The following is a 19,499-nucleotide window of genomic DNA, read 5'->3' as shown; positions in this document are numbered from 1 at the left end:
GAGCCCGTATATAAGCTAGCATCTAATTTATTTCAATTTTATTTTTGACATTAATAGGGAGTCCATATAAGACCCTAATCTATCGAACTAAATTTTAGTTTGCCGACTTAAACGGAGCAGATAAAAAATGAAAAAAGTTGCAGTAATTTTAGCCGGTTGTGGCGTTTATGATGGTAGTGAAATTAATGAAGCCGTTTTGACTTTATTACACATAGCAAAAAATGGTGCAAGTTATCAATGCTTTGCACCCGATATAGCGCAGCATCACACCATTAATCACCTCACTGGTGAAGAAACCACCGATAATCGTAATGTACTTGTAGAAGCAGCGCGTATTGCTCGCGGCGAAGTAAAAGCGATTACTGAGCTGGACGTTACACAGTTTGACGCTTTAATTGTACCGGGTGGTTTTGGTGCTGCAAAAAATCTATCTGACTTTGCTATAAAAGGGCCACAGGCAAGTATTAATGCTGACGTGTTACATGCCTGTAAAGCGTTTGCCAATACCAATAAAGCGGCGGGCTATATGTGTATTGCTCCTAATTTAATTCCTTTTATTTATCAGCAAGCACATCTAACTATAGGTAATGATAGTGACACAGCTAATGCACTTAACACCTTAGGTGCTCAGCATGTCACCTGCGCAGTAGATGATATTGTTGTAGATCAGCAGTATAAGCTAGTAACAACACCAGCCTATATGCTGGCACAATCTATACTCGATGCCGATGTTGGAATAGCTAAACTGGTGAGTGAAGTGCTCGCACTAAGCTGATTTTTGAGCAATATGATCTATTTAGATTTTTGTAACTTAGAATAACAGTTACTCTGTTTAACCATTTAGTAAACTGCTGTTTTTATTGAGTTAACGCAATCTTTAGTCGATTTAATCAATAAAATCTACTCTTAGCATTTTATAAATTGCTTAGGGGAGTTATAATTGTTTTAAATTCCGTCATTTACAATCGTGATTGATCACGTTCAAATTGAAGTGGGCAAGGCAAAATGAAAAAACTATCAGCTGCAGCATTACTAATGCTAGCAACCACCGCATACGCACAGCCATATGATAACTCTATGACTGCCGATGCAATCAAAAAACGTCTCGCACCGATTGGTGCTGTATACCTTGAGGGTGACAAAGTGGCCGCTCCTGCAGCCCCTACTGGCCCACGTTCTGGCGAGCAAGTATATCAAGCTTCATGTTTTGCGTGTCACGGTACTGGTGCGTTAGGCGCACCTAAATCGGCTGATGATTGGTCACCTCGCCTTGCTAAAGGTAATGATGTATTACTCGATCACGCACTGAATGGTTTTAATGCAATGCCGCCAAAAGGTACTTGTATGGATTGTTCTGAAGACGAAATTAGTGCCGCAATTAACTTTATGACAACTAAGTAAAAGCCTACTAAAATCAATAAATAAAAAGGTTTACTTAAGGTAAGCCTTTTTTAATGCTTTTTATCTACTTTTAACCGCTATTTTAACGAATATATACTTGACGCTAATAGTTAAAAATGAAATTATAAGCGCAATTATTATACAATAAAAACACAGCTGGTTAACATCATTGGAAGATAAATTAACAGTACCTAGTAACTTAGCGCATCAAAATAAACGTCTTAAAGCGCTACTGAAAAAGTACAAGCATGCACATCATCTACAAAATGCCCTGATCCTATTATCAGAGCAAGCCAGCACGGTTGCAGAACTTACCTTGCTCTATCCCGCTATACACGATATTTTGCAAAAGTACGTACCAAGCAAAAGTTTTTATGTTGTACTTTCCAACAGACACACAAACTTATTAGAACTTTCTTATTTTTCAGACGAAAAATATGGTCTTGCTATTGCCCTTAATCAGCATAATAGTTTTAACGAAGGTGCAACTGGTTATGTATTTAAACAAGGTAAAACAACCTACTTTACTAAGCAACAAATGCACGATGCTGCTAATAGTGGTTTATTTAAAGCATTAGGTACGCCTGCTGAGCACTGGATTGGCGTGCCTGTATTTCAAGAAAAAAGCATTATAGGCGTACTTGCAGCACAAAGTTACGACACAGAGCAAGGATACAGCCCACAACAAATACAATTACTAGAGGTTATGTCGCTGTACTTAGCTACCGCAATAGAGCGAGTAAAAAAGCGCGAGCAACTCGAAGCCGAAGTTAAAATTCGCACCCAAGCACTTACGCAAAGTAACGCAGCGCTTAACCTTGAAGTCGAACAACGTAAACGAGCCCTACAACGCCAGCAAATTTTATTTAAAATATCGGAGCTGGCAACACAAGCTAAAAATATTGATGATGTATATTTACAACTGCATGAAATTATAAAGTCGATAACCTATGCTGATAACCTTTACATTGCACTTTATAACAAAGATTCTGGCTGGCTAAGCTTTCCTTATTACGTAGATGAATTTAAAAAGAACCCTCAATCAAGGCGTTTTTCTAAAGGCTATAGTGAGCTGGTAATTAGCACCGAAGAAACTCAGCTTATACATCCCGATAGAGCAAAAGCGCTTATACAAGATGGCACAGTACAACGCACTTCACCTGTGCCTGAAAAGCAAATGGCTACTAGTTGGCTTGGCGCACCATTAAAAACATCACAAGGTGTTATTGGTTTAATTGTTTGCCAAGCGTATAACAATAAACATATTTTTAGCCAAGATGATTGCGAACTCATCACCTTTGTATCCCATCAAATTGCTACAGTATTACAAACAAAATTAGCTAATATCGCACTTAAAAAGAGTCATCAGAAGCTTGAGTTTCGGGTTGACGAAAAAACTAAAGAGTTACGCCAAGCTAACCTACATTTACAAATGCAAATTGATGAGCGAAAAAAAATAGAGCAGCAGCTTTATCACGACGCGCATCACGACTCGCTGACCGGTTTAGCTAACCGAAGCTTATTTTTAACTCAACTTGAAAAAACCCTGCAAGAATATCATCGCTTTGTAGAGCAACACTTTGCCGTATTATTTATTGATTTAGATAAGTTTAAAAGTATTAACGACCAACTTGGCCATCATGCCGGGGATCAGTTTTTAATTAGCGTGAGTAAGCTATTTTCGCAGTGTATTCGCGAGCACGACTTATTAGCGCGCTTAGGGGGGGATGAGTTTGTAATTTTATTGACTCATTTAACCGAGCCTCAACAAGCTGAAGATGTTGCAAATAGAATAATTAACTTAATGGCAGAACCATTTTGTTTTAAAGGCTCGTCACTGCAAAGTGGTGCAAGTATTGGTATAACTTACTCTAACCAAAGCTATAAAAATACGGATGAAATAATTCGTGATGCCGATGCCGCTATGTACTACGCTAAAAACTCAGGTAGAAACCGCTATGAGCTATTCCACCCGCTATTAACGCAAGCAATACCAGAGCAGCAATCACCAGTACTGCATTACCTTGAACAGCTACCGATGAACTTTAGAAGTTCTGAGATCATTACTCCTGATGAAAATTGCCAGTCTGAGTCATTGCTAGAGGCATTTGGCGAGCACCCTATATTGGGCTATACCAGTTTTGATATTCTAAAAAAGTTTGCCTGCGATAAAGAGCAACATCTTAATGTTGAACTACAGCTACTGCAACAAGCATACACACAAACAAGTAACGCTAACTTAAACGTCGGTTTACTACCTTGCTCTAGTTTGTTATTGGCCCATCCTGAGTTTAATTTATTTACTGATGCTTTGAGCCAATGCGAAAACAAAACACAGCTTTGCTTACTCTTTGACGAGCAAGAAATTCGTTATGCTAGTGCAACACAAATTGAAAATTTAAAGCAATTATCTTTAAACGGCTACTCTATTGGGTTAAATAATTTTGCTAAAGATAAATGCGAGCTTAGCTTACTTAGCGAAATTGATTTTGACTACCTACTACTAAGCTCGACATTTAGTAAACGTATTTTGCAGCAAGCTAGCTACGACCTACAACTGCAGGGAGTACTTGCCATTACTAAAATTAAAAACACTAAAGTAATAGCAAAAGGCCCTGCTATATTAAATTTTAGAGCTCTATTAGATAAACACGGTCTAGGATTTTTTATCGGTAAACAGTCTGCACTTAACAGTAGTTTGCAGCCCTCTATTAGTCACTTTGAATCACTGCAACGTTAACCAATTTATTCAGGTTTTTTAAGCATAGCGCGTAGATTAGCCACACGCGCCTGACCTTTTTCCATTCGCTCGGCTTGGCTATTAGGTGCTTTTTTATTCTCGAATGCTAAATCGTCTTGTGGTAGTTCTTGTACAAAACGACTGAGCTCTGTTTGTGATGTTTCGCCAAATTGACGACGTATTTTAGCATAAGTTAAGGTGAGCTCTTGTTGAGCTCGGGTGATCCCAACATACGCAAGGCGACGCTCTTCATCTACGTTGTCCTCATCAATACTTACCTGATGCGGTAGCAAGCCCTCTTCCATACCCACCATAAACACGTACGGATACTCTAGTCCCTTTGATGCATGCAAGGTTGATAACTGCACCGCGTCGGCTTCATCTTCTTCTTCGTTACGCTCTAACATATCGCGTAATGTAAGTTTGCTCACTACTTCGGCCAAGGTCATGGGCTCGTTATCGGTGTCGCCGGTTAGCATGTCGGTGATCCACCGATATAACTCCGATACGTTTTTCATCCGCATTTCAGCCGCTTTGGCACTAGGTGATGACTCGTATAAATACGCTTCGTAGTTAATGTTACGCACTAAATCTTTAACCGCTTCTAGGGTATCACCGCGCACCGCGTTGTCTGATAGCTCCACAACCCAACGTGCAAACCCAGTAAGTGCGTTCAAACCACGCCCTTTTAGCCTATAACCTAGGTCATTATCAAAACAGGTAGCAAATAAACTCATGTGCTTTTCATTTGCGAGCGTGCCCAGCTTTTCAAGTGTCACCGTGCCTATTTCGCGCCGTGGTGTATTTACTATTCGTAAAAATGCATTGTCATCGTCTTGATTAACCAGCAGCCGTAAGTAGGCCATAATATCTTTAATTTCTGAGCGCGAAAAAAACGACATACCACCGCTAATTTTGTATGGAATACGGTTACTCATTAACGATTTTTCAAAGCCTCGCGCTTGGTGATTACCGCGATATAAAATAGCGTAATCTTTGTAGCTAGTGCGTTTCATAAACTTATGCGAAATAATTTCAGCCACTACGCGCTCAGACTCATGCTCTTCATCACGACAACCAATTACTTTTATTGGCTCACCATAACCGAGCTCACTAAACAGCTTTTTTTCAATGTCGTGCGGGTTGTTGGCAATTAATATATTAGCCGCTTTTAGTATTCGCCCTGCACTACGGTAGTTTTGCTCCAGCTTAATAAGTCTAAGCCCGGGGAAGTCTTTACTTAATAACACTAAGTTTTGCGGACGCGCACCGCGCCATGAATATATCGATTGATCGTCATCGCCTACCACAGTAAAGCGGGCACGTTCACCTACTAACAGCTTAACAAGTTGGTATTGGCTGGTATTGGTATCTTGGTACTCATCCACCAGCAAGTATTTAAAGCGTTGCTGCCAGCGCATCCGTGAAGTGGCATTATTAGTAAGGAGCAAAGTAGGGATCATTATTAAGTCATCAAAATCTAGTGCATTATAAGCACGTAACTGGTTTTGATAGCGACCATAAAGCTGTGCAAATAATGCTTTTTGTGGCTCTTGCGCTTCGCGGATTGCTTGTTCTGGTAAAATTAATTCGTTTTTCCAGCTACCAATTGCCATTTTTAATAGCTTGAGTAGGTCTTTATCATTTTTAAGTTCGTCTTCGGTTAAATCATTTAATAACTGGTTGGTATCTTGATCGTCAAATAGCGAAAAACCCGGCTTAAAGCCCAGTGTACTAAGTTCTTTTTTGATAATTTCTAAACCCAGCGTATGAAATGTAGATACCCAAAGCCCTTTGGCATCTTGCTTGCCAAGTGTTTGCAAAACACGCTCACGCATCTCTTTAGCAGCTTTATTGGTAAAAGTAACCGCGGCAATATTACGCGCTTTATACTCACACTGTTTCACTAAATATGCGATTTTATTAGTAATAACACGCGTTTTACCAGAGCCAGCTCCAGCAAGCACTAAGCATGGCCCACTAATATATTTTACCGCTTCATCTTGTTTAGGATTGAGTTTCATAACGACCAAAGAGATTTAAAAAGACGGGCAATTTTAACGTAACCATTACAGCGAGCATAGCAATTGCACTAATTAATTCGATAAAGATCAACCTGTGTTAAATACACTGGCTATAAGGTAATATTAGTTATTATAAATTCTGGGCAACAGCCAAGGGACGAACATGATTAATCCAGCAAAACTTGAAGAAATTGCAAAGCAAATCACTAGTAATATGCCACAAGGCGTAAAAAACTTAGCCGATACACTCGAAGGTAAAACCAAACAAGTTTTACAAAACAAGCTTGCTGAGATGGACTTTGTAAGTCGTGAAGAGTTTGATGTACAAAGCCAAGTACTGATCCGTACACGCGAAAAGCTAACTGAGCTTGAAGCTAAAGTTGCACTGTTAGAGCAACAACTTAGCACTCAGCCAAATGCTGAATAATATATACGCTTAAAGTAAAAAAGCAGCCAAGGCTGCTTTTTTGTTTTGTAATAGTGCTAATTAATTAAATAACCTGAACTCTAGTTAAGGAACTTACTAACATATTGAATTATAATTATATTTATTTTCTCTAGCCAGAAGTTTTCAGTGAAAACAAGGCGAATTTACGCGTCAATAGCTGGCCTATTGCAAGTAAATTCAACGCAGTTAGCGCTGAAAATAGCTGCTTGAGATAGATTTATTATCCGGAGCTCAGGTTAAATAGCTCATCAAGTACATAGTAAGCTAAATTGCTCTGCTGCGCGCAACTCACAACCAGCATTTTTTGCGCTACTTGCTCCCCAGTTATTGGTTTATAGCGTTTTAAAAGTGGCAGGCGAGTTATAATGGGTAAAATAACACTGCCAATTTTCTCAGCCACTCTAAACTGCTTACGGTTACCTAATAATAACGACGGCTGAAAAAAACTGATACGTGCAAAAGGCAGTTGCTTAACCTGCTCCTCTAGTTGCCCCTTCATTTTTAAATAAGGGCTAGTGCTGTGCGCATTTGCACCACTTGATGACACCAAGCAGTAATGTTGCACACCATTACTTGCGGCTAATTGCGCGGCAATAAATTGATAATCAAAATCAACTCTTCGCTGCGCCGCAATTGAGCCGGCTTGCTTTTTAGTAGTACCTAAACAAGAAAAAAACACATCGCCTTTAAATAATGCAGCATATTGAGTTAACTCATCAAACTCAATTATATGATTAACGAGTTTTGGATGACGTATGCTTAGCGCACGACGGCTTAAGGCAATTACATTAGAAAAATACGCGCTTTGTAGTAACTTTTTTAATAACTCATTTCCTACTAACCCTGTTGCACCTATAATTACCGCCGTTTTTGTCATCGCTTTAATTATCCATGGTCAAGTTTTGAAAACACGTGTTGCACGGCTTTTTTATAAGTGTCGGCTTCTTCTGATGCACAAGTTACTACTGACTCTAGGTCATGTAGGTGGCCATTTTCTAGGCCGTAAACCCAACCATGAATCGATAAACTTTGTCCACGTGCCCATGCGTCTTGTACTATATTAGTACGCGCTACATTACGTACCTGCTCAATTACATTAAGCTCTATTAAACGGCTTAAACGCTCTTTTTCAGGCACTGCATTTAATTGCTCTAGGTGCTTCTCTTTTACATCACCAACATGGCGCAGCCAATTATCAATAAAGCCAAAGCGGGCTTCATCTAGTACTGCTTGTACACCACCACAACCATAATGCCCCACCACCATAATATGTTTAACTTTTAATACTTCAACAGCATATTGCATTACCGATAAACAGTTATGATCTGTATGTACAACTACGTTTGCTACGTTACGATGTACAAATAGCTCACCTGGGAGTAAATCTACAATTTGATTGGCTGGCACGCGGGAGTCGGAACAACCAATCCATAAGTACTCTGGATTTTGCTGCATTGATAGTATTTTAAAAAAGTCAGGATCCGCTTTACTAGTGCGATCTGCCCAACGTTTATTATTGTCGAATAAATTTTTTAGCTTTCTCATTGCATCTCTTTTCAGTTCGAAGACGGGTAATTTGCCAAGATCAAAATATTGCGCGGTGTTAACTGTTTTGCGCAAAACGTTTTAATACTGACTTGATAGCCTTGCTGCTGTAAATATAAAGCACGATCGAGCACAAGCCAAACTTCTATTGCTCTTCTGAACACATGTCGAACCAGTTCAATACGATCTGTTACTTTTATCTTGTCCTGCCCAATAAGTAAAAACTCATTATAATCAATCTCTTGTGGCAACTTTAACGACTTTTTGTCTGCAGCCCATGCACAAAATGATTTAAATGAATCTGAAAACACCGCCTTGTTAACCGACGGCACACTGACGTAATGTTGCTCATTAGTAATCGATTTTCGCAGGGCATCAAACCCGAGTCGCCATGCAACTTCAGTGTTACGCACTTTAACTATGCGTGAAGGCGCGGTGACCATTTCTTGAAGTGCGAGCTTTAAGTCGCGATGAGTTAAGTTAAGGAGACTTTGTTGTGCAAGCGTACTCATTGCTAGGTAATTATCTGGGGTAAATAAATGATAACAACAAGGAGAAAAACTAATGTTAGAGACTTTAGCTACACTGGCCTGCTGCATAAAAGCTTGATGTAAACCGCCGCAAGCATGTAAAGCGACTGCGTGCATATCGGCTTTAAAAAAAGCAGTAATGTCATCCTTCAATACATCAGCTTGGCTAAAGTGCATAGCTAAGCCTTGCTGCTTTGCACTGTGCTGCCCTTGCTCACATAATTGCGGTTGCAGCTCTATACTGTGCACGCTTTTAGCACCATTAAACGCTAGCATACGCCCGAGGTGCCCTTTACCCGCGCACCATTCTAAAACAGGCTTGGTACTACTGGGTAAAGCCGCTACAAAATCTTGCAGCTGCTGAAACTTCCGCCCTTTTATACCGTTACTAAGCCAAAACGGATAGTCACTGCGCGTTAAGTTCGCTGTTGGTAACTCACACAAATTTACCAGCTGTTCAAGTTGCTCAATATGCGGCTCAAAAAATTGATATAACTGTTCTTCATTGCCATCTAATTGGGCAACTTCTTCATCCGTTAAATTATTTAAAGGCTCTTGTAGCTCAGGCCAAGGTAGTGCATCAAAATCAAATGCCGTACATTGCCAATATTGGCGATTACGCATAAGGAGAGAATCAAGTGCAGAAAACTGCTCAGCTAAGGTCATATCAACTTAAAATAAATAAACACAATTAATTATAGCAGCTCAGCCCACTGTCATTAAGTGGTTATTTTTTGAAGATTAAACGTAAATACAGCGGGATAGAAATAATGCTGATAATAATTGCTGCCAGTAACATCCATGAAAGCTGTAATCTTTCGGGCTCCTGATACTTATATATAAAACTAGCTTTTACTTTGTCAAAATCACTTTGTTCAACACCATATAAATCAGCTATTAAGCGCCACTTTGCCATCGACATATTACCTAGGTGAGTACTGGGTACTGTAACATAGCCTTTTAATACCTCGGCTTCATAAGCTAGCTGATGGGGGCTTTTATGCGGTGCATATTGCTGAGTTACTGCTATCGCTTCATCCATATTCATCATTGCATAACGCCAACCTTTAAGACTTGCCTGATAAAAGCTTTCTACTGTTTGCGGGTGGTTTTTAAGCATACTTTGGCTAGTAAACAAAATATCGGCATACAGATCCATACCGTACCTTTGCGGACAAATAAGTCTGTGAGCAATTCCTTGTTGCGCCATGTAATAAGGTAGGTCGGTTACATACACTTGCATTGCATCTACTTTATTGTCAATCCATGCGCGGGTCGGATTATCACCTTCATAATGGGCTAAGCGGTCGGTATTAATGCCACTGCGCTGGAGCATAATTAATAACTCAGTATTCTCTCTTTTACCGCTGGTAGTGACTCGTTTAGTAATAAAGTCTCGTGCATGAAAAATATCAGAGCTGTCTTTAACCATCCAGCAATAAGGGGAAAACTGCAATATAGCAGCCATTGCCACTAAAGGTTTACCGGCAATGCGTTGCTGTAAAACACCAGAATGACCAATGCCAAACTGCACCTCACCTTGTGCTACTGCATCAAAACTGTCGGGCATACTTAACTTGGCAGGGAGTATATTTACATCCAGCCCGACCTCTTTATAAAAGCCTTTATGCTTGGCCATATAATAGCCGGCAAATTGAAATTGATGAGTCCATTTTAATTGCAATGTAACCGGTTCTTGCGCCTGTAGCTGGCAACAAAAAAGCCCTAAAACAATGATTAGTCCTTTAATTAGCAACGAGTTCCCCTCAAAGCATATTATTATTTATTGATAATAATATGTAAAAAACATGATAAAGCAAGCACCTCAACGAGGTGCTTGTTAATAAAGAGGGTTATGCCGAAGCGAGTTTATCGACGTTTTTGCCCTGAGGCTGCGAGGTTAAAAACTGGGTAAAACACGGGTTATTTGTTTCATCTTGTACGTTATAGCCTAAGCGATTTAAGTGCTCATTAAACACATCAAATTGGCTTGGTTCAATTGCAAAACCTGCTAATACATTCCCCGTAGAGCCACCATGATTACGATAATGAAATAAAGTAATATTCCAATTACTGCCTAAGGTATCTAAAAAGCGTGCTAATGCGCCCGGGTATTCAGGAAACTCAAACTGTAATAAACGTTCATGTAATTGCTCAGGTGCTTTACCTCCAACCATATAACGCACATGTAACTTAGCGAGTTCGTTATCCGATAGGTCGCAAAATTGATAATTGTTATTGGTTAGATCTCGCTTTAACTCTTCTAGCTCTTGTAACCCTTGACGTAGCGCAATACCTACAAATATTTGCGCATCGCCGGGCCCTGCATAACGATAATTAAACTCGGTAATAGCGCGCCCACCTAACGAGGCACAAAATTGTTTAAAACTGCCTTTTTCTTCATTAATGGTAACGGCTAATAGCGCTTCGTTTTTTTCGCCAAGTGCGGTGCGCTCTGCTACATAACGTAAGCGATCAAAATTTAAATTAGCTCCTGAAAGCACGGCAGCTAAATGCAGCCCTTTTAACCCCGATTGCTGACTCCACTTTTTCAGCCCGGCAGTGGCAAGCGCGCCTGAAGGCTCGGCAATGGCACGCGTAGATACAAAAATATCTTGCATGGCGGCGCATATCTCATCGCTGCTTACGGTAACTACGTCGTCGCAAAACTTTTGCGCTAATCTAAACGTTTCAGTGCCAATAATTTTAACCGCCACACCATCGGCAAAACTACCAACTCTATCAAGCTCTACTGGCTTACCCGCTTTTAGTGCGGCTTGTAAGCAGGCACTTTCGTCGGCTTCTACCCCTATTACTTTAATATCAGGGCGCAGTGATTTTATATATACCGCCATACCAGCAAGCAAACCGCCGCCGCCAACGGGAATAAATACCGCATCAAGCTCGTTTAACTGCTGCATTAGCTCACGGGCTACTGTGCCTTGCCCTACAATTACGTCTGGGTCGTCAAATGGCGGTACAAATATACCGTTGAGTTGCTCTGTAAGTTCTAGCGCATGGGCTTTAGCGGCATCAAAGTGATGACCATGTAATACTACTTCACCACCAAGTGCACGCACTGCACTTACTTTTATTTCTGGGGTAGTTACTGGCATAACTATAGTTGCCTGATGCCCTAAATGTGAGGCACTCAGCGCCACACCTTGAGCATGATTTCCCGCAGATGCAGTAATCACTACTGAGCCTTTAGGCAGCTTGTTAAGTTTATTAAATGCACCACGTAATTTAAATGAGTACACCGGCTGCTGGTCTTCGCGTTTTAGCCACACATGGTTGCCCAGCTTAGTACTGAGTTCGGCCATTTTGCTAACCTCAGTTACTTTAGCCAGCGGCTCCATGTTTGCTTGAATAATTGCACGAAAATAATCGAGTTCTTGAGAAACCATAATTAACTAAGCTCCTCTAGTTTGGCTAAATCGCGCACTGCACCTTTATCGGCACTGGTAGCAAGTAGCGCATATGCTTTAAGCGCAGATGATACATAACGCTGACGATCAAGCGGTTTATAAGCCTGCTTGCCACGCGCTAGCTGTTTTTGTTTACGAGCTTCGAGCTCTGCATCGCTAAGCGCTAAAGTAATTTCGCGAGTAGCAATATCAATAATTATTTTATCGCCGTTTTCAACGTAGGCAATCGCACCACCACTAGCCGCTTCTGGTGATACATGGCCAATTGATAAGCCTGATGTGCCGCCAGAAAAACGACCATCAGTGATCAAGGCACATTTTTCTGCTAAGCCTTTTGACTTTAAGTAACTGGTTGGATAAAGCATTTCTTGCATTCCAGGCCCGCCTTTTGGCCCTTCATAACGAATAACCACTACATCGCCGGCTTTTACTTCGTCGTTTAAAATACCTTCTACCGAATCATCTTGCGACTCATACACCACGGCAGTACCTTCAAAATGTAGCATGTCATCAACTACACCCGCGCTCTTTACAACACAGCCATCAACCGCTAAATTGCCCGACAGTACGGCTAAACCACCATCTTGACGAAAAGCGTGTTCAACACTACGAATACAACCATGTTCGCGGTCGTTATCGCCCTCATCCCAACGGCATTCTTGGCTCATTGCTTTAGTAGTGCGAATACCCGCAGGGCCTGCACGATAAAATTTGCGAGCAGCTTCGTTAGTTGGGTCTGTTGCATCCCACTTTTTAACTAGCTCAGCCATTGTTGACCCAGCGACATGATTTACCGACATATCAACTAAGCCTGCTTTACCCAACTCACGTACAATTGCCATCATGCCACCAGCGCGGTGTACATCTTCAATATGATATTCTGGCGTAGCGGGTGCTACTTTACATAAAAAGGGCGTTTTACGAGATAGTGCATCAATGTGCGACATATCAAAATCAACACCTGCCTCTTGCGCCGCAGCAAGTAAATGTAATACCGTATTTGACGAGCCGCCCATGGCTATATCTACTACCATGGCGTTCATAAAGGCTGTTTTGTTAGCAATCGCGCGTGGCAATACTTCTTGGTTATCTTTTTGGTAATACTCGCGGCACAAATCAACAATGCGTGCGCCCGCTTCAACATATAATTGTTTACGGTCTTTATGCGTTGCTAGCGTAGTACCGTTACCCGGTAGTGCTAAACCAATGGCTTCAAGTAAACAGTTCATAGAATTGGCAGTAAACATGCCTGAACACGAACCACATGTAGGACATGCTGAGCGCTCCACTTGCTCTGAATCTGCATCACTTACCGACTCATCTGCACCTTTAACCATGGCGTCTACCAAATCGAGTTTAATATCGATATTAGCAAGTTTAGTTTTACCGGCTTCCATCGGACCACCCGATACAAATATAACCGGAATATTTAAACGCAACGCTGCAAGCATCATTCCTGGGGTAATTTTGTCGCAGTTTGAAATACAAATCATCGCATCGGCGCAATGGCCATTAACCATGTACTCAACCGAGTCGGCAATTAGGTCGCGTGATGGCAGTGAATACAACATGCCACCATGGCCCATAGCAATACCATCATCTATAGCTATGGTGTTAAATTCTTTTGGCACGCCACCCGCTTGGGTAATGGTTTCAGCCATCAGTTCGCTCAGCTGATTAAGGTGCACATGCCCAGGTACAAATTGTGTAAATGAGTTTACAACCGCAATAATCGGCTTTCCGAAATCGCTATCTGTCATTCCTGTTGCACGCCATAATGCACGAGCACCTGCACGTTTTCGACCTTCGGTTGTTGTTGCACTTCTTAATTTTGCCATGGTTACCTCTGTTTTGCTGCTTTATAAGCAAGCATTCCTCATTCTTAGTTATTGAGTAAGTTTATTAACCCACTCTGTAATTGTTTACTGCGCGCACACTTAAACCACTTGTTGCTGTAAATTTTGTAAAGTAACGGCTTTTACGTCCACCAGCTTATTTAGCTGACTGGTTAATAAGTGAATTGGCTTATCGCTGTCTACCGTCATGGTTACATGGTATTGGCCATCGTCTATATTGAGTTGAAAATGGGTTAAGTCAAAACCACGATGACGTACTACGCGTAAAAAACGCTCTACAGCAACACTTTGATTTTTTAAGGCGATTGTTAAACTATGTTTCATTGTGCTTTCCCCGTCATCATTTCATCGTTAGCTGCACCTGGTGGTACTAGCGGCCATACATTTTCTTTATTATCAATACAGGCATGTACTATGTATGGACCTTTACTATTAACCAGTGCGGTTATTGCATCGTCAACTTGATTAGCATGGGTTATGGTTTGCCCTGGTATACCAAATACCGCTGCTAGCTGCACAAAGTCTGGATTATCTGAAAGGTCAGTTTCTGAGTAGCGCTCTTCAAAAAACAGCTCCTGCCATTGACGTACCATACCTAAGCGTTGGTTATCTAAAATAAGTATTTTTACTGGTAAATTATTACGACGAATTGTTGCCAACTCTTGAATGTTCATCATGATAGAGCCATCACCAGATACCGTAATAACAAAGTCATCGGGGCGCGCTACTTGTGCACCAATTGCCGCAGGTAAACCAAAGCCCATAGTGCCTGCACCACCACTACTTAAGTGATTACTGGGATGATTAAATTTCATATGCTGGGCCACCCACATTTGGTGCTGACCTACATCGCAGCACACGACACCCGTTTTAGGCATACGTTGGCTAAGTTGATTAAGTAAATAGGGTGCAAATACCTTGTCGCCCGGATAGTCGTAACGCCATGCATATTTAACCATCATTGCCTTGTTATAATCGCACCATGCTTGGGGAGTTACAAAACACTCTAATGCAGGTAAGGACGTTTTTAAGTCAGCAATTAAAGAAGCTTTTGCTGGTTTACGCTTACCGACTTCTGCGGCGTCTATGTCTAAATGAATTACTTTAGCGTTTGCAGCAAACTTTGCTAAGTTGCCGGTAACACGGTCATCAAACCGCGCCCCAATACACACTAGTACATCGCATTCTTGCACCGCTAAGTTAGCAGCTTGGCCGCCGTGCATACCTAGCATACCTAAGTAATACTCGTAATCGGGTAACACACTGCCCAGCGCTTTAAGTGTGGCAACCGCTGGCATGTGGGTTTTATTTAAAAACTGCATCAACTGGGCTTGTGCATCCGCTGATTGCACTCCACCACCTACATAAGCAACCGGCTGTTTAGCTTCACTAAGCAGTTGATTAGCAATAGCAACTTGCTTTAAATCAAGTTCTGGTAAGTACTCGTCTGCTGCTAGCCAAGGCTGAAATGGCACTTGCGCCATTTGAATGTCTTTTGGGATATCTACGAGTACGGGCCCTGGGCGACCGCTTTGCGCTAAGTGCATGGCCTCTTGCAGTATTTCGGCTAAATCTTCGGCTCGCTCTACCATGTAACTGTGCTTAGTACACGACAGCGACATACCTAACACATCTATCTCCTGAAAGGCATCTGAACCAATCGCTGCGGTAGGCACTTGCCCGGTAATTGCTAATAATGGCACTGAGTCCATCATCGCATCGGCAAGAGCAGTAATTAAGTTAGTGGCACCAGGGCCTGACGTTGCAAAACACACTCCTAATTTACCCGTACTACGAGCAAAACCTACTGCCGCAAAGCCTGCACCTTGCTCATGCCGAGTAAGGTAGTGCTTGACTGGCGCGCCATACAAGGCATCGTAAATTGGCATAATAGCTCCGCCTGGGTAGCCAAATACTTCTTTTACGCCGTGTTTGGCTAATAAATCTATTGTTAATTCTGCGCCTGTCATTAATAAAACCCTCATTCCTCAGTGACAATTCAATCACATATTTTGCCGCTAAAACCAAAAAGCCCCCCGAACGGTTAAGTGCGGAGGGCTTTTAAATGCTTAAGTTTTTTAAAGCACTACGAAGCCCTCGCGGGAATAATCACCACGATAATAATCAGGACTAGGTTTAGTGCGTTTGCAAGCATGTAATTAATACCAAATGTTGTTAAATTATCGCAAAGGTTATTCCTTTGCTCTCTTTTTATATTAATACCGTGCTGAGCCCCTTAAGTCAACATCAAATTCAATTCAAATAAAAGACAAATAAGCAATTTAAGTGGTTTTAATATTCACTATAATTACCTGCTATGGTTTTTTTATGTGAATAGTTAAGCGCTATAAATTCCCTATTCTAATATGCCCTTTTTATGGTTTGATTAATTTTTAATAATACTCTGGGAATAAATTTATTTTACCCCCCTCAGGAAATGCGTAGCTTCTCTTAAGCAGTTCTTAAGTGTTGTTGCATAACATGGCGTTGTTGTTTTAAACGAGCCTAAATATGCATTCACTTAGTCCTATATCTACACAGCAAAAACTTAATCGTGGTAAACGGTTTTACATTCACTGTAGCGCCAACGCTTTTGTAGTAATGATTGCCTGCTACTATTGCTTGGTTATAAATATTCCATTCATTCATGGCTCTTTTAGCGCCATTACTTCTTTAGCTTCTTTTTCGTGGCTATTTTTATTTTCAGTACCGCTATTACTACTCTGCCTGCTAATTATATTTTTTTCGATAGTGTCGGTTCGGTGGTTATTAAAGCCACTTAATTACTTTTTATTGGTTATTTCCAGTGCAGTACTTTACGGCACCTTAAATTATGGCGTGGTGTTTGATTATTCTATGATCCAAAACACCTTCGAAACTGATTCAAGCGAAGCATTAAGCTATTTAAATCCGCAGCTTATTGGCTTTTTACTGCTGTTTTGTGCCCTGCCTGTTTTTGTTTTAAGCAAAATAAAAATACACTTTACCCGCCCTCACCAAGAAGTACTTAGCCGCGTAAAGCTAGTTGTAGCGTGTTTGGCGCTTATAGTATTGGTGGTTACAAACTTTTATGCCGACTATGCTGCAACGGGCCGCAATAACCGCATTTTGAAAAAAGAAATTATTCCATTTCAGTATCTCTCTAGCGGCTATAAATATATGCGCGATCAGCTGCTGTATACCAATATGGAATTTAAAAATATAGATGCTGCACCTACCCTAATTGCGCCTAATGCCAGTAGCGTAACCGTAATAGTGGTTGGTGAAACTGCACGAGCAGAAAACTTTGCTTATCAAGGTTATAAACGTAACACCAATTTTTATACCCAAAAACACGGCGTTACTTACTTTAATAATGTGGCGTCTTGCGGCACGGCTACAGCGGTATCTGTACCTTGTATGTTTTCGTTGCAAACACAAACAAACTTTGATCGACTCGAAGCCGACAGCCAGCAAAACTTGATTGATTTGGCCCAGCACGCAGGCAGTGATGTACTCTGGGTTGATAACAACAGCGGCTGTAAAGACGTATGTACGCGAGTAGTTACTATCGACATACCTACAACAAAATCTACTTTATGTGATGGTAAGTACTGTTTTGATGAAGCGCTATTAGCTCCACTTAAACACAAACTGGCTAATTTAACCCAAGCTAACACCGTTATCGTACTGCATATGATGGGCTCGCACGGGCCAACTTACTTTAAACGCTACCCTGAACAATTTAAACAATTTACCCCAACCTGCGACAGAAGCGATATTCAAAATTGCTCATTTGATGAATTAGTTAATACCTACGACAACACCATTGCGTACAGCGACTTTGTTAACGCCCAAGTAATTGAGCAATTAAAAACGCTGCCAAACAATATAGATAAGCAATTTTTATATGTGTCAGATCATGGTGAATCTCTTGGCGAGGGCGGTGCTTATTTACATGGCTTTCCGTATAGCTTTGCGCCTAGCACACAAACCCACGTACCACTTTATATGTGGGCTGATGAGCATAATCAGCGCATTACCAATACCTGCTTAGCTAATTTAGACACCAATGCTGCACGCTCACACAACAATATTTTCCACACCCTTTTAAATTTAATTGGCATTAACAGCAAAACGTATCAGGCATCGCTTGATCTACTTGCGAGCTGCCAAACAACACCAAGCGAAATAGAACTATGAGCAATAAAACCGTTACAAAACGCCAAGGCTTAATGCGCCTTATTTTTACCTTAAGCTATTCTTTTAACGGCTTAAAATGGATGAGTCGATTTGAAGCGGCGTTTCAACAAGAGTTAGCACTGTTTTCGTTACTTGGTGTGTTTGTGTATCTGCAAGAAATTGCACTAAGCGATAAATTACTACTTATAGCCAGCCTGCTTTTTGTATTGTTTGCTGAACTAGTAAATACGGCAGTTGAGGTTGTAGTTGATAGGATTGGCAGCGAATACCATGAGCTTTCGGGTCTCGCTAAAGATATAGCCTCTGCCAGTGTGTTTATAGCCATGTTAATTGCCGCACTTATTTGGTGGGCTGTATTATGGGCTTAAAGCTAAATTTTATACCTAAAATAACGGGGCTAATAGTTAAAGTAATACCTCAGGTGAAAAATGCACTTGGCCCGGTATGGATTTTTGTTGTATTTGCTGTTTTAGCCCTTGGCTTTTTAACACTTGCTCGCTTTGGTTTAAGTGTATGGCAAGGGGAGCGTGTATTTGGATCGCATGCGTGGTTTTCTATATTTGTAGGTGGTTTAAGAGTTGATATAGCCACTTTAAGCTACATTATTATGCCCGTATTGCTACTTACTTTACTGATGCAGAGCGTAGGTTGGCAAAATAAAATACGCAGCCTAATTAAAATTTACTTAGTGGGTATGTCTGCTTTACTCGTTTTTTTTGAAGTGATTACCCCTACATTTATAAACGAGTATGATTTACGCCCAAACCGCTTATTTATAGAGTATTTAATTTACCCTAAAGAAGTCTCTAAAATGATTCTTTCGGGCTATAAATTAGAAATACTTATTGCTGTTATAGCACTTATTTTAAGCTGCAAATTTGCAGGTAAAGTATTTAGCCATCAATGGCAAAGTAAGTCGTCACTAACAAGGTTAAATCAATCAATTTTAGCGTTAGTTTTAGTGTGCTTAACTATTTTAGGCGCGCGTAATTCATTAGGGCACAGACCACTTAACCCAGCCATGGTATCGTTTTCGACCGATCACTTACTTAACGACTTAACCCTTAACTCACTTTATAGCGTAGCATTTGCGGTAAAGCAGCTCTCTAATGAGCAATCTAGCCAAGATTATTACGGAAAAATGCCAGCAGATGAACTGCTTAGTATAGTGCGCAATAATATGCAAGATAGCCAAGCCACATTTACTGATAAAAGTGCGCCAACAAACACCTTTCATACCGCAACGAATAACACTAAACCAAAAAACCTAGGGCGTGTTGATCTTTGTGGTATGAAAAACAAACAGCATGAAGATAAGGTATAATTGAATTCGCCAGAAAACTTT

Annotated in this window: 15 protein-coding genes and 1 pseudogene; 7 read left to right on the top strand and 9 right to left on the bottom strand. The window is 40.9% G+C overall.

Features of this window, described 5'->3' with window-relative positions:
• The first annotated feature begins 127 nt into the window (after positions 1–127).
• From elbB to HC000_RS16195, 3 genes are all read left to right on the top strand, one after another.
• Positions 128–775, top strand: a complete 648-nt coding sequence (gene elbB, locus HC000_RS16205) for an isoprenoid biosynthesis glyoxalase ElbB (protein WP_179808163.1) — start codon at positions 128–130, stop codon at positions 773–775.
• Positions 776–1,005: 230 nt separating this feature from the next.
• Positions 1,006–1,401 (top strand): cytochrome c5 family protein, encoded by a 396-nt coding sequence (locus HC000_RS16200; protein WP_041454600.1) that lies wholly within the window; start codon positions 1,006–1,008, stop codon positions 1,399–1,401.
• Between the two features lie 169 nt (positions 1,402–1,570).
• A complete protein-coding gene (locus tag HC000_RS16195) occupies positions 1,571–4,141 on the top strand; it encodes a diguanylate cyclase (RefSeq protein WP_179808162.1) in 2,571 nt (856 codons plus the stop codon).
• A 5-nt stretch (positions 4,142–4,146) separates the two neighbouring features.
• On the opposite strand, the gene rep is transcribed toward HC000_RS16195, so the two are convergent.
• On the bottom strand, positions 4,147–6,165 hold the full coding sequence (rep, locus tag HC000_RS16190; protein ID WP_179808158.1) for a DNA helicase Rep: 2,019 nt from the start codon (positions 6,163–6,165) through the stop codon (positions 4,147–4,149).
• A gap of 163 nt (positions 6,166–6,328) precedes the next feature.
• Between rep and HC000_RS16185 the strand changes: the two genes are divergently transcribed.
• Positions 6,329–6,592: an accessory factor UbiK family protein gene (locus HC000_RS16185; RefSeq protein WP_086994730.1), complete on the top strand. Its 264-nt coding sequence runs from the start codon at positions 6,329–6,331 to the stop codon at positions 6,590–6,592.
• A 241-nt stretch (positions 6,593–6,833) separates the two neighbouring features.
• Here the strand turns inward: HC000_RS16185 and HC000_RS16180 are convergent, their stop codons facing one another.
• The 8 genes from HC000_RS16180 to ilvG all read right to left on the bottom strand — a co-directional run bounded on the left by HC000_RS16180 (position 6,834) and on the right by ilvG (position 15,942).
• The gene (locus HC000_RS16180; RefSeq protein WP_179808157.1) at positions 6,834–7,490 is read right to left on the bottom strand and encodes an NAD(P)H-binding protein; all 657 of its coding nucleotides are present in this window, start codon (positions 7,488–7,490) and stop codon (positions 6,834–6,836) included.
• 8 nt (positions 7,491–7,498) lie between these two features.
• On the bottom strand, positions 7,499–8,158 hold the full coding sequence (gene can, locus HC000_RS16175; RefSeq protein WP_086994736.1) for a carbonate dehydratase: 660 nt from the start codon (positions 8,156–8,158) through the stop codon (positions 7,499–7,501).
• Between the two features lie 11 nt (positions 8,159–8,169).
• Complete coding sequence (locus tag HC000_RS16170; protein ID WP_089368826.1) at positions 8,170–9,354, bottom strand: methyltransferase; 1,185 nt, start codon at positions 9,352–9,354, stop codon at positions 8,170–8,172.
• A 61-nt stretch (positions 9,355–9,415) separates the two neighbouring features.
• Positions 9,416–10,444, bottom strand: coding sequence for an ABC transporter substrate-binding protein (locus tag HC000_RS16165; RefSeq protein WP_089368827.1), 1,029 nt, complete (start codon positions 10,442–10,444; stop codon positions 9,416–9,418).
• A 97-nt stretch (positions 10,445–10,541) separates the two neighbouring features.
• Positions 10,542–12,095, bottom strand: a complete 1,554-nt coding sequence (ilvA, locus tag HC000_RS16160) for a threonine ammonia-lyase, biosynthetic (RefSeq protein WP_089368828.1) — start codon at positions 12,093–12,095, stop codon at positions 10,542–10,544.
• A 2-nt stretch (positions 12,096–12,097) separates the two neighbouring features.
• Complete coding sequence (gene ilvD, locus HC000_RS16155) at positions 12,098–13,954, bottom strand: dihydroxy-acid dehydratase (RefSeq protein ID WP_086994745.1); 1,857 nt, start codon at positions 13,952–13,954, stop codon at positions 12,098–12,100.
• Between the two features lie 99 nt (positions 13,955–14,053).
• Positions 14,054–14,296 carry an acetolactate synthase 2 small subunit gene (gene ilvM, locus HC000_RS16150; protein ID WP_089368829.1) on the bottom strand — a complete coding sequence of 81 codons (243 nt, stop codon included), beginning with the start codon at positions 14,294–14,296 and terminating at the stop codon, positions 14,054–14,056.
• Positions 14,293–15,942: an acetolactate synthase 2 catalytic subunit gene (ilvG, locus tag HC000_RS16145; RefSeq protein WP_086994748.1), complete on the bottom strand. Its 1,650-nt coding sequence runs from the start codon at positions 15,940–15,942 to the stop codon at positions 14,293–14,295. Before ilvG ends, ilvM begins: the two co-directional genes overlap by 4 nt.
• A 541-nt stretch (positions 15,943–16,483) precedes the next feature.
• On the opposite strand from ilvG, the gene HC000_RS16140 reads away from it, so the two are divergent.
• From HC000_RS16140 to HC000_RS16130, 3 genes and pseudogenes are all read left to right on the top strand, one after another.
• Positions 16,484–18,154 (top strand): phosphoethanolamine--lipid A transferase, encoded by a 1,671-nt coding sequence (locus HC000_RS16140; protein WP_179808156.1) that lies wholly within the window; start codon positions 16,484–16,486, stop codon positions 18,152–18,154.
• A complete protein-coding gene (locus HC000_RS16135; RefSeq protein ID WP_179808154.1) occupies positions 18,151–18,522 on the top strand; it encodes a diacylglycerol kinase in 372 nt (123 codons plus the stop codon). Before HC000_RS16140 ends, HC000_RS16135 begins: the two co-directional genes overlap by 4 nt.
• Positions 18,513–19,424, top strand: a pseudogene (locus tag HC000_RS16130) (LTA synthase family protein); the annotation flags it as partial. The gene HC000_RS16135 and the pseudogene HC000_RS16130, both read left to right, overlap by 10 nt.
• Between the last annotated feature and the right edge of the window lie 75 nt (positions 19,425–19,499).

Origin of the sequence: Pseudoalteromonas sp. MIP2626 (assembly GCF_013414205.1) — a bacterium.
In the GTDB taxonomy this organism is placed as follows: Bacteria; Pseudomonadota; Gammaproteobacteria; order Enterobacterales; family Alteromonadaceae; genus Pseudoalteromonas; species Pseudoalteromonas nigrifaciens.
This window is presented reverse-complemented; position numbering and strand designations above follow the sequence as displayed.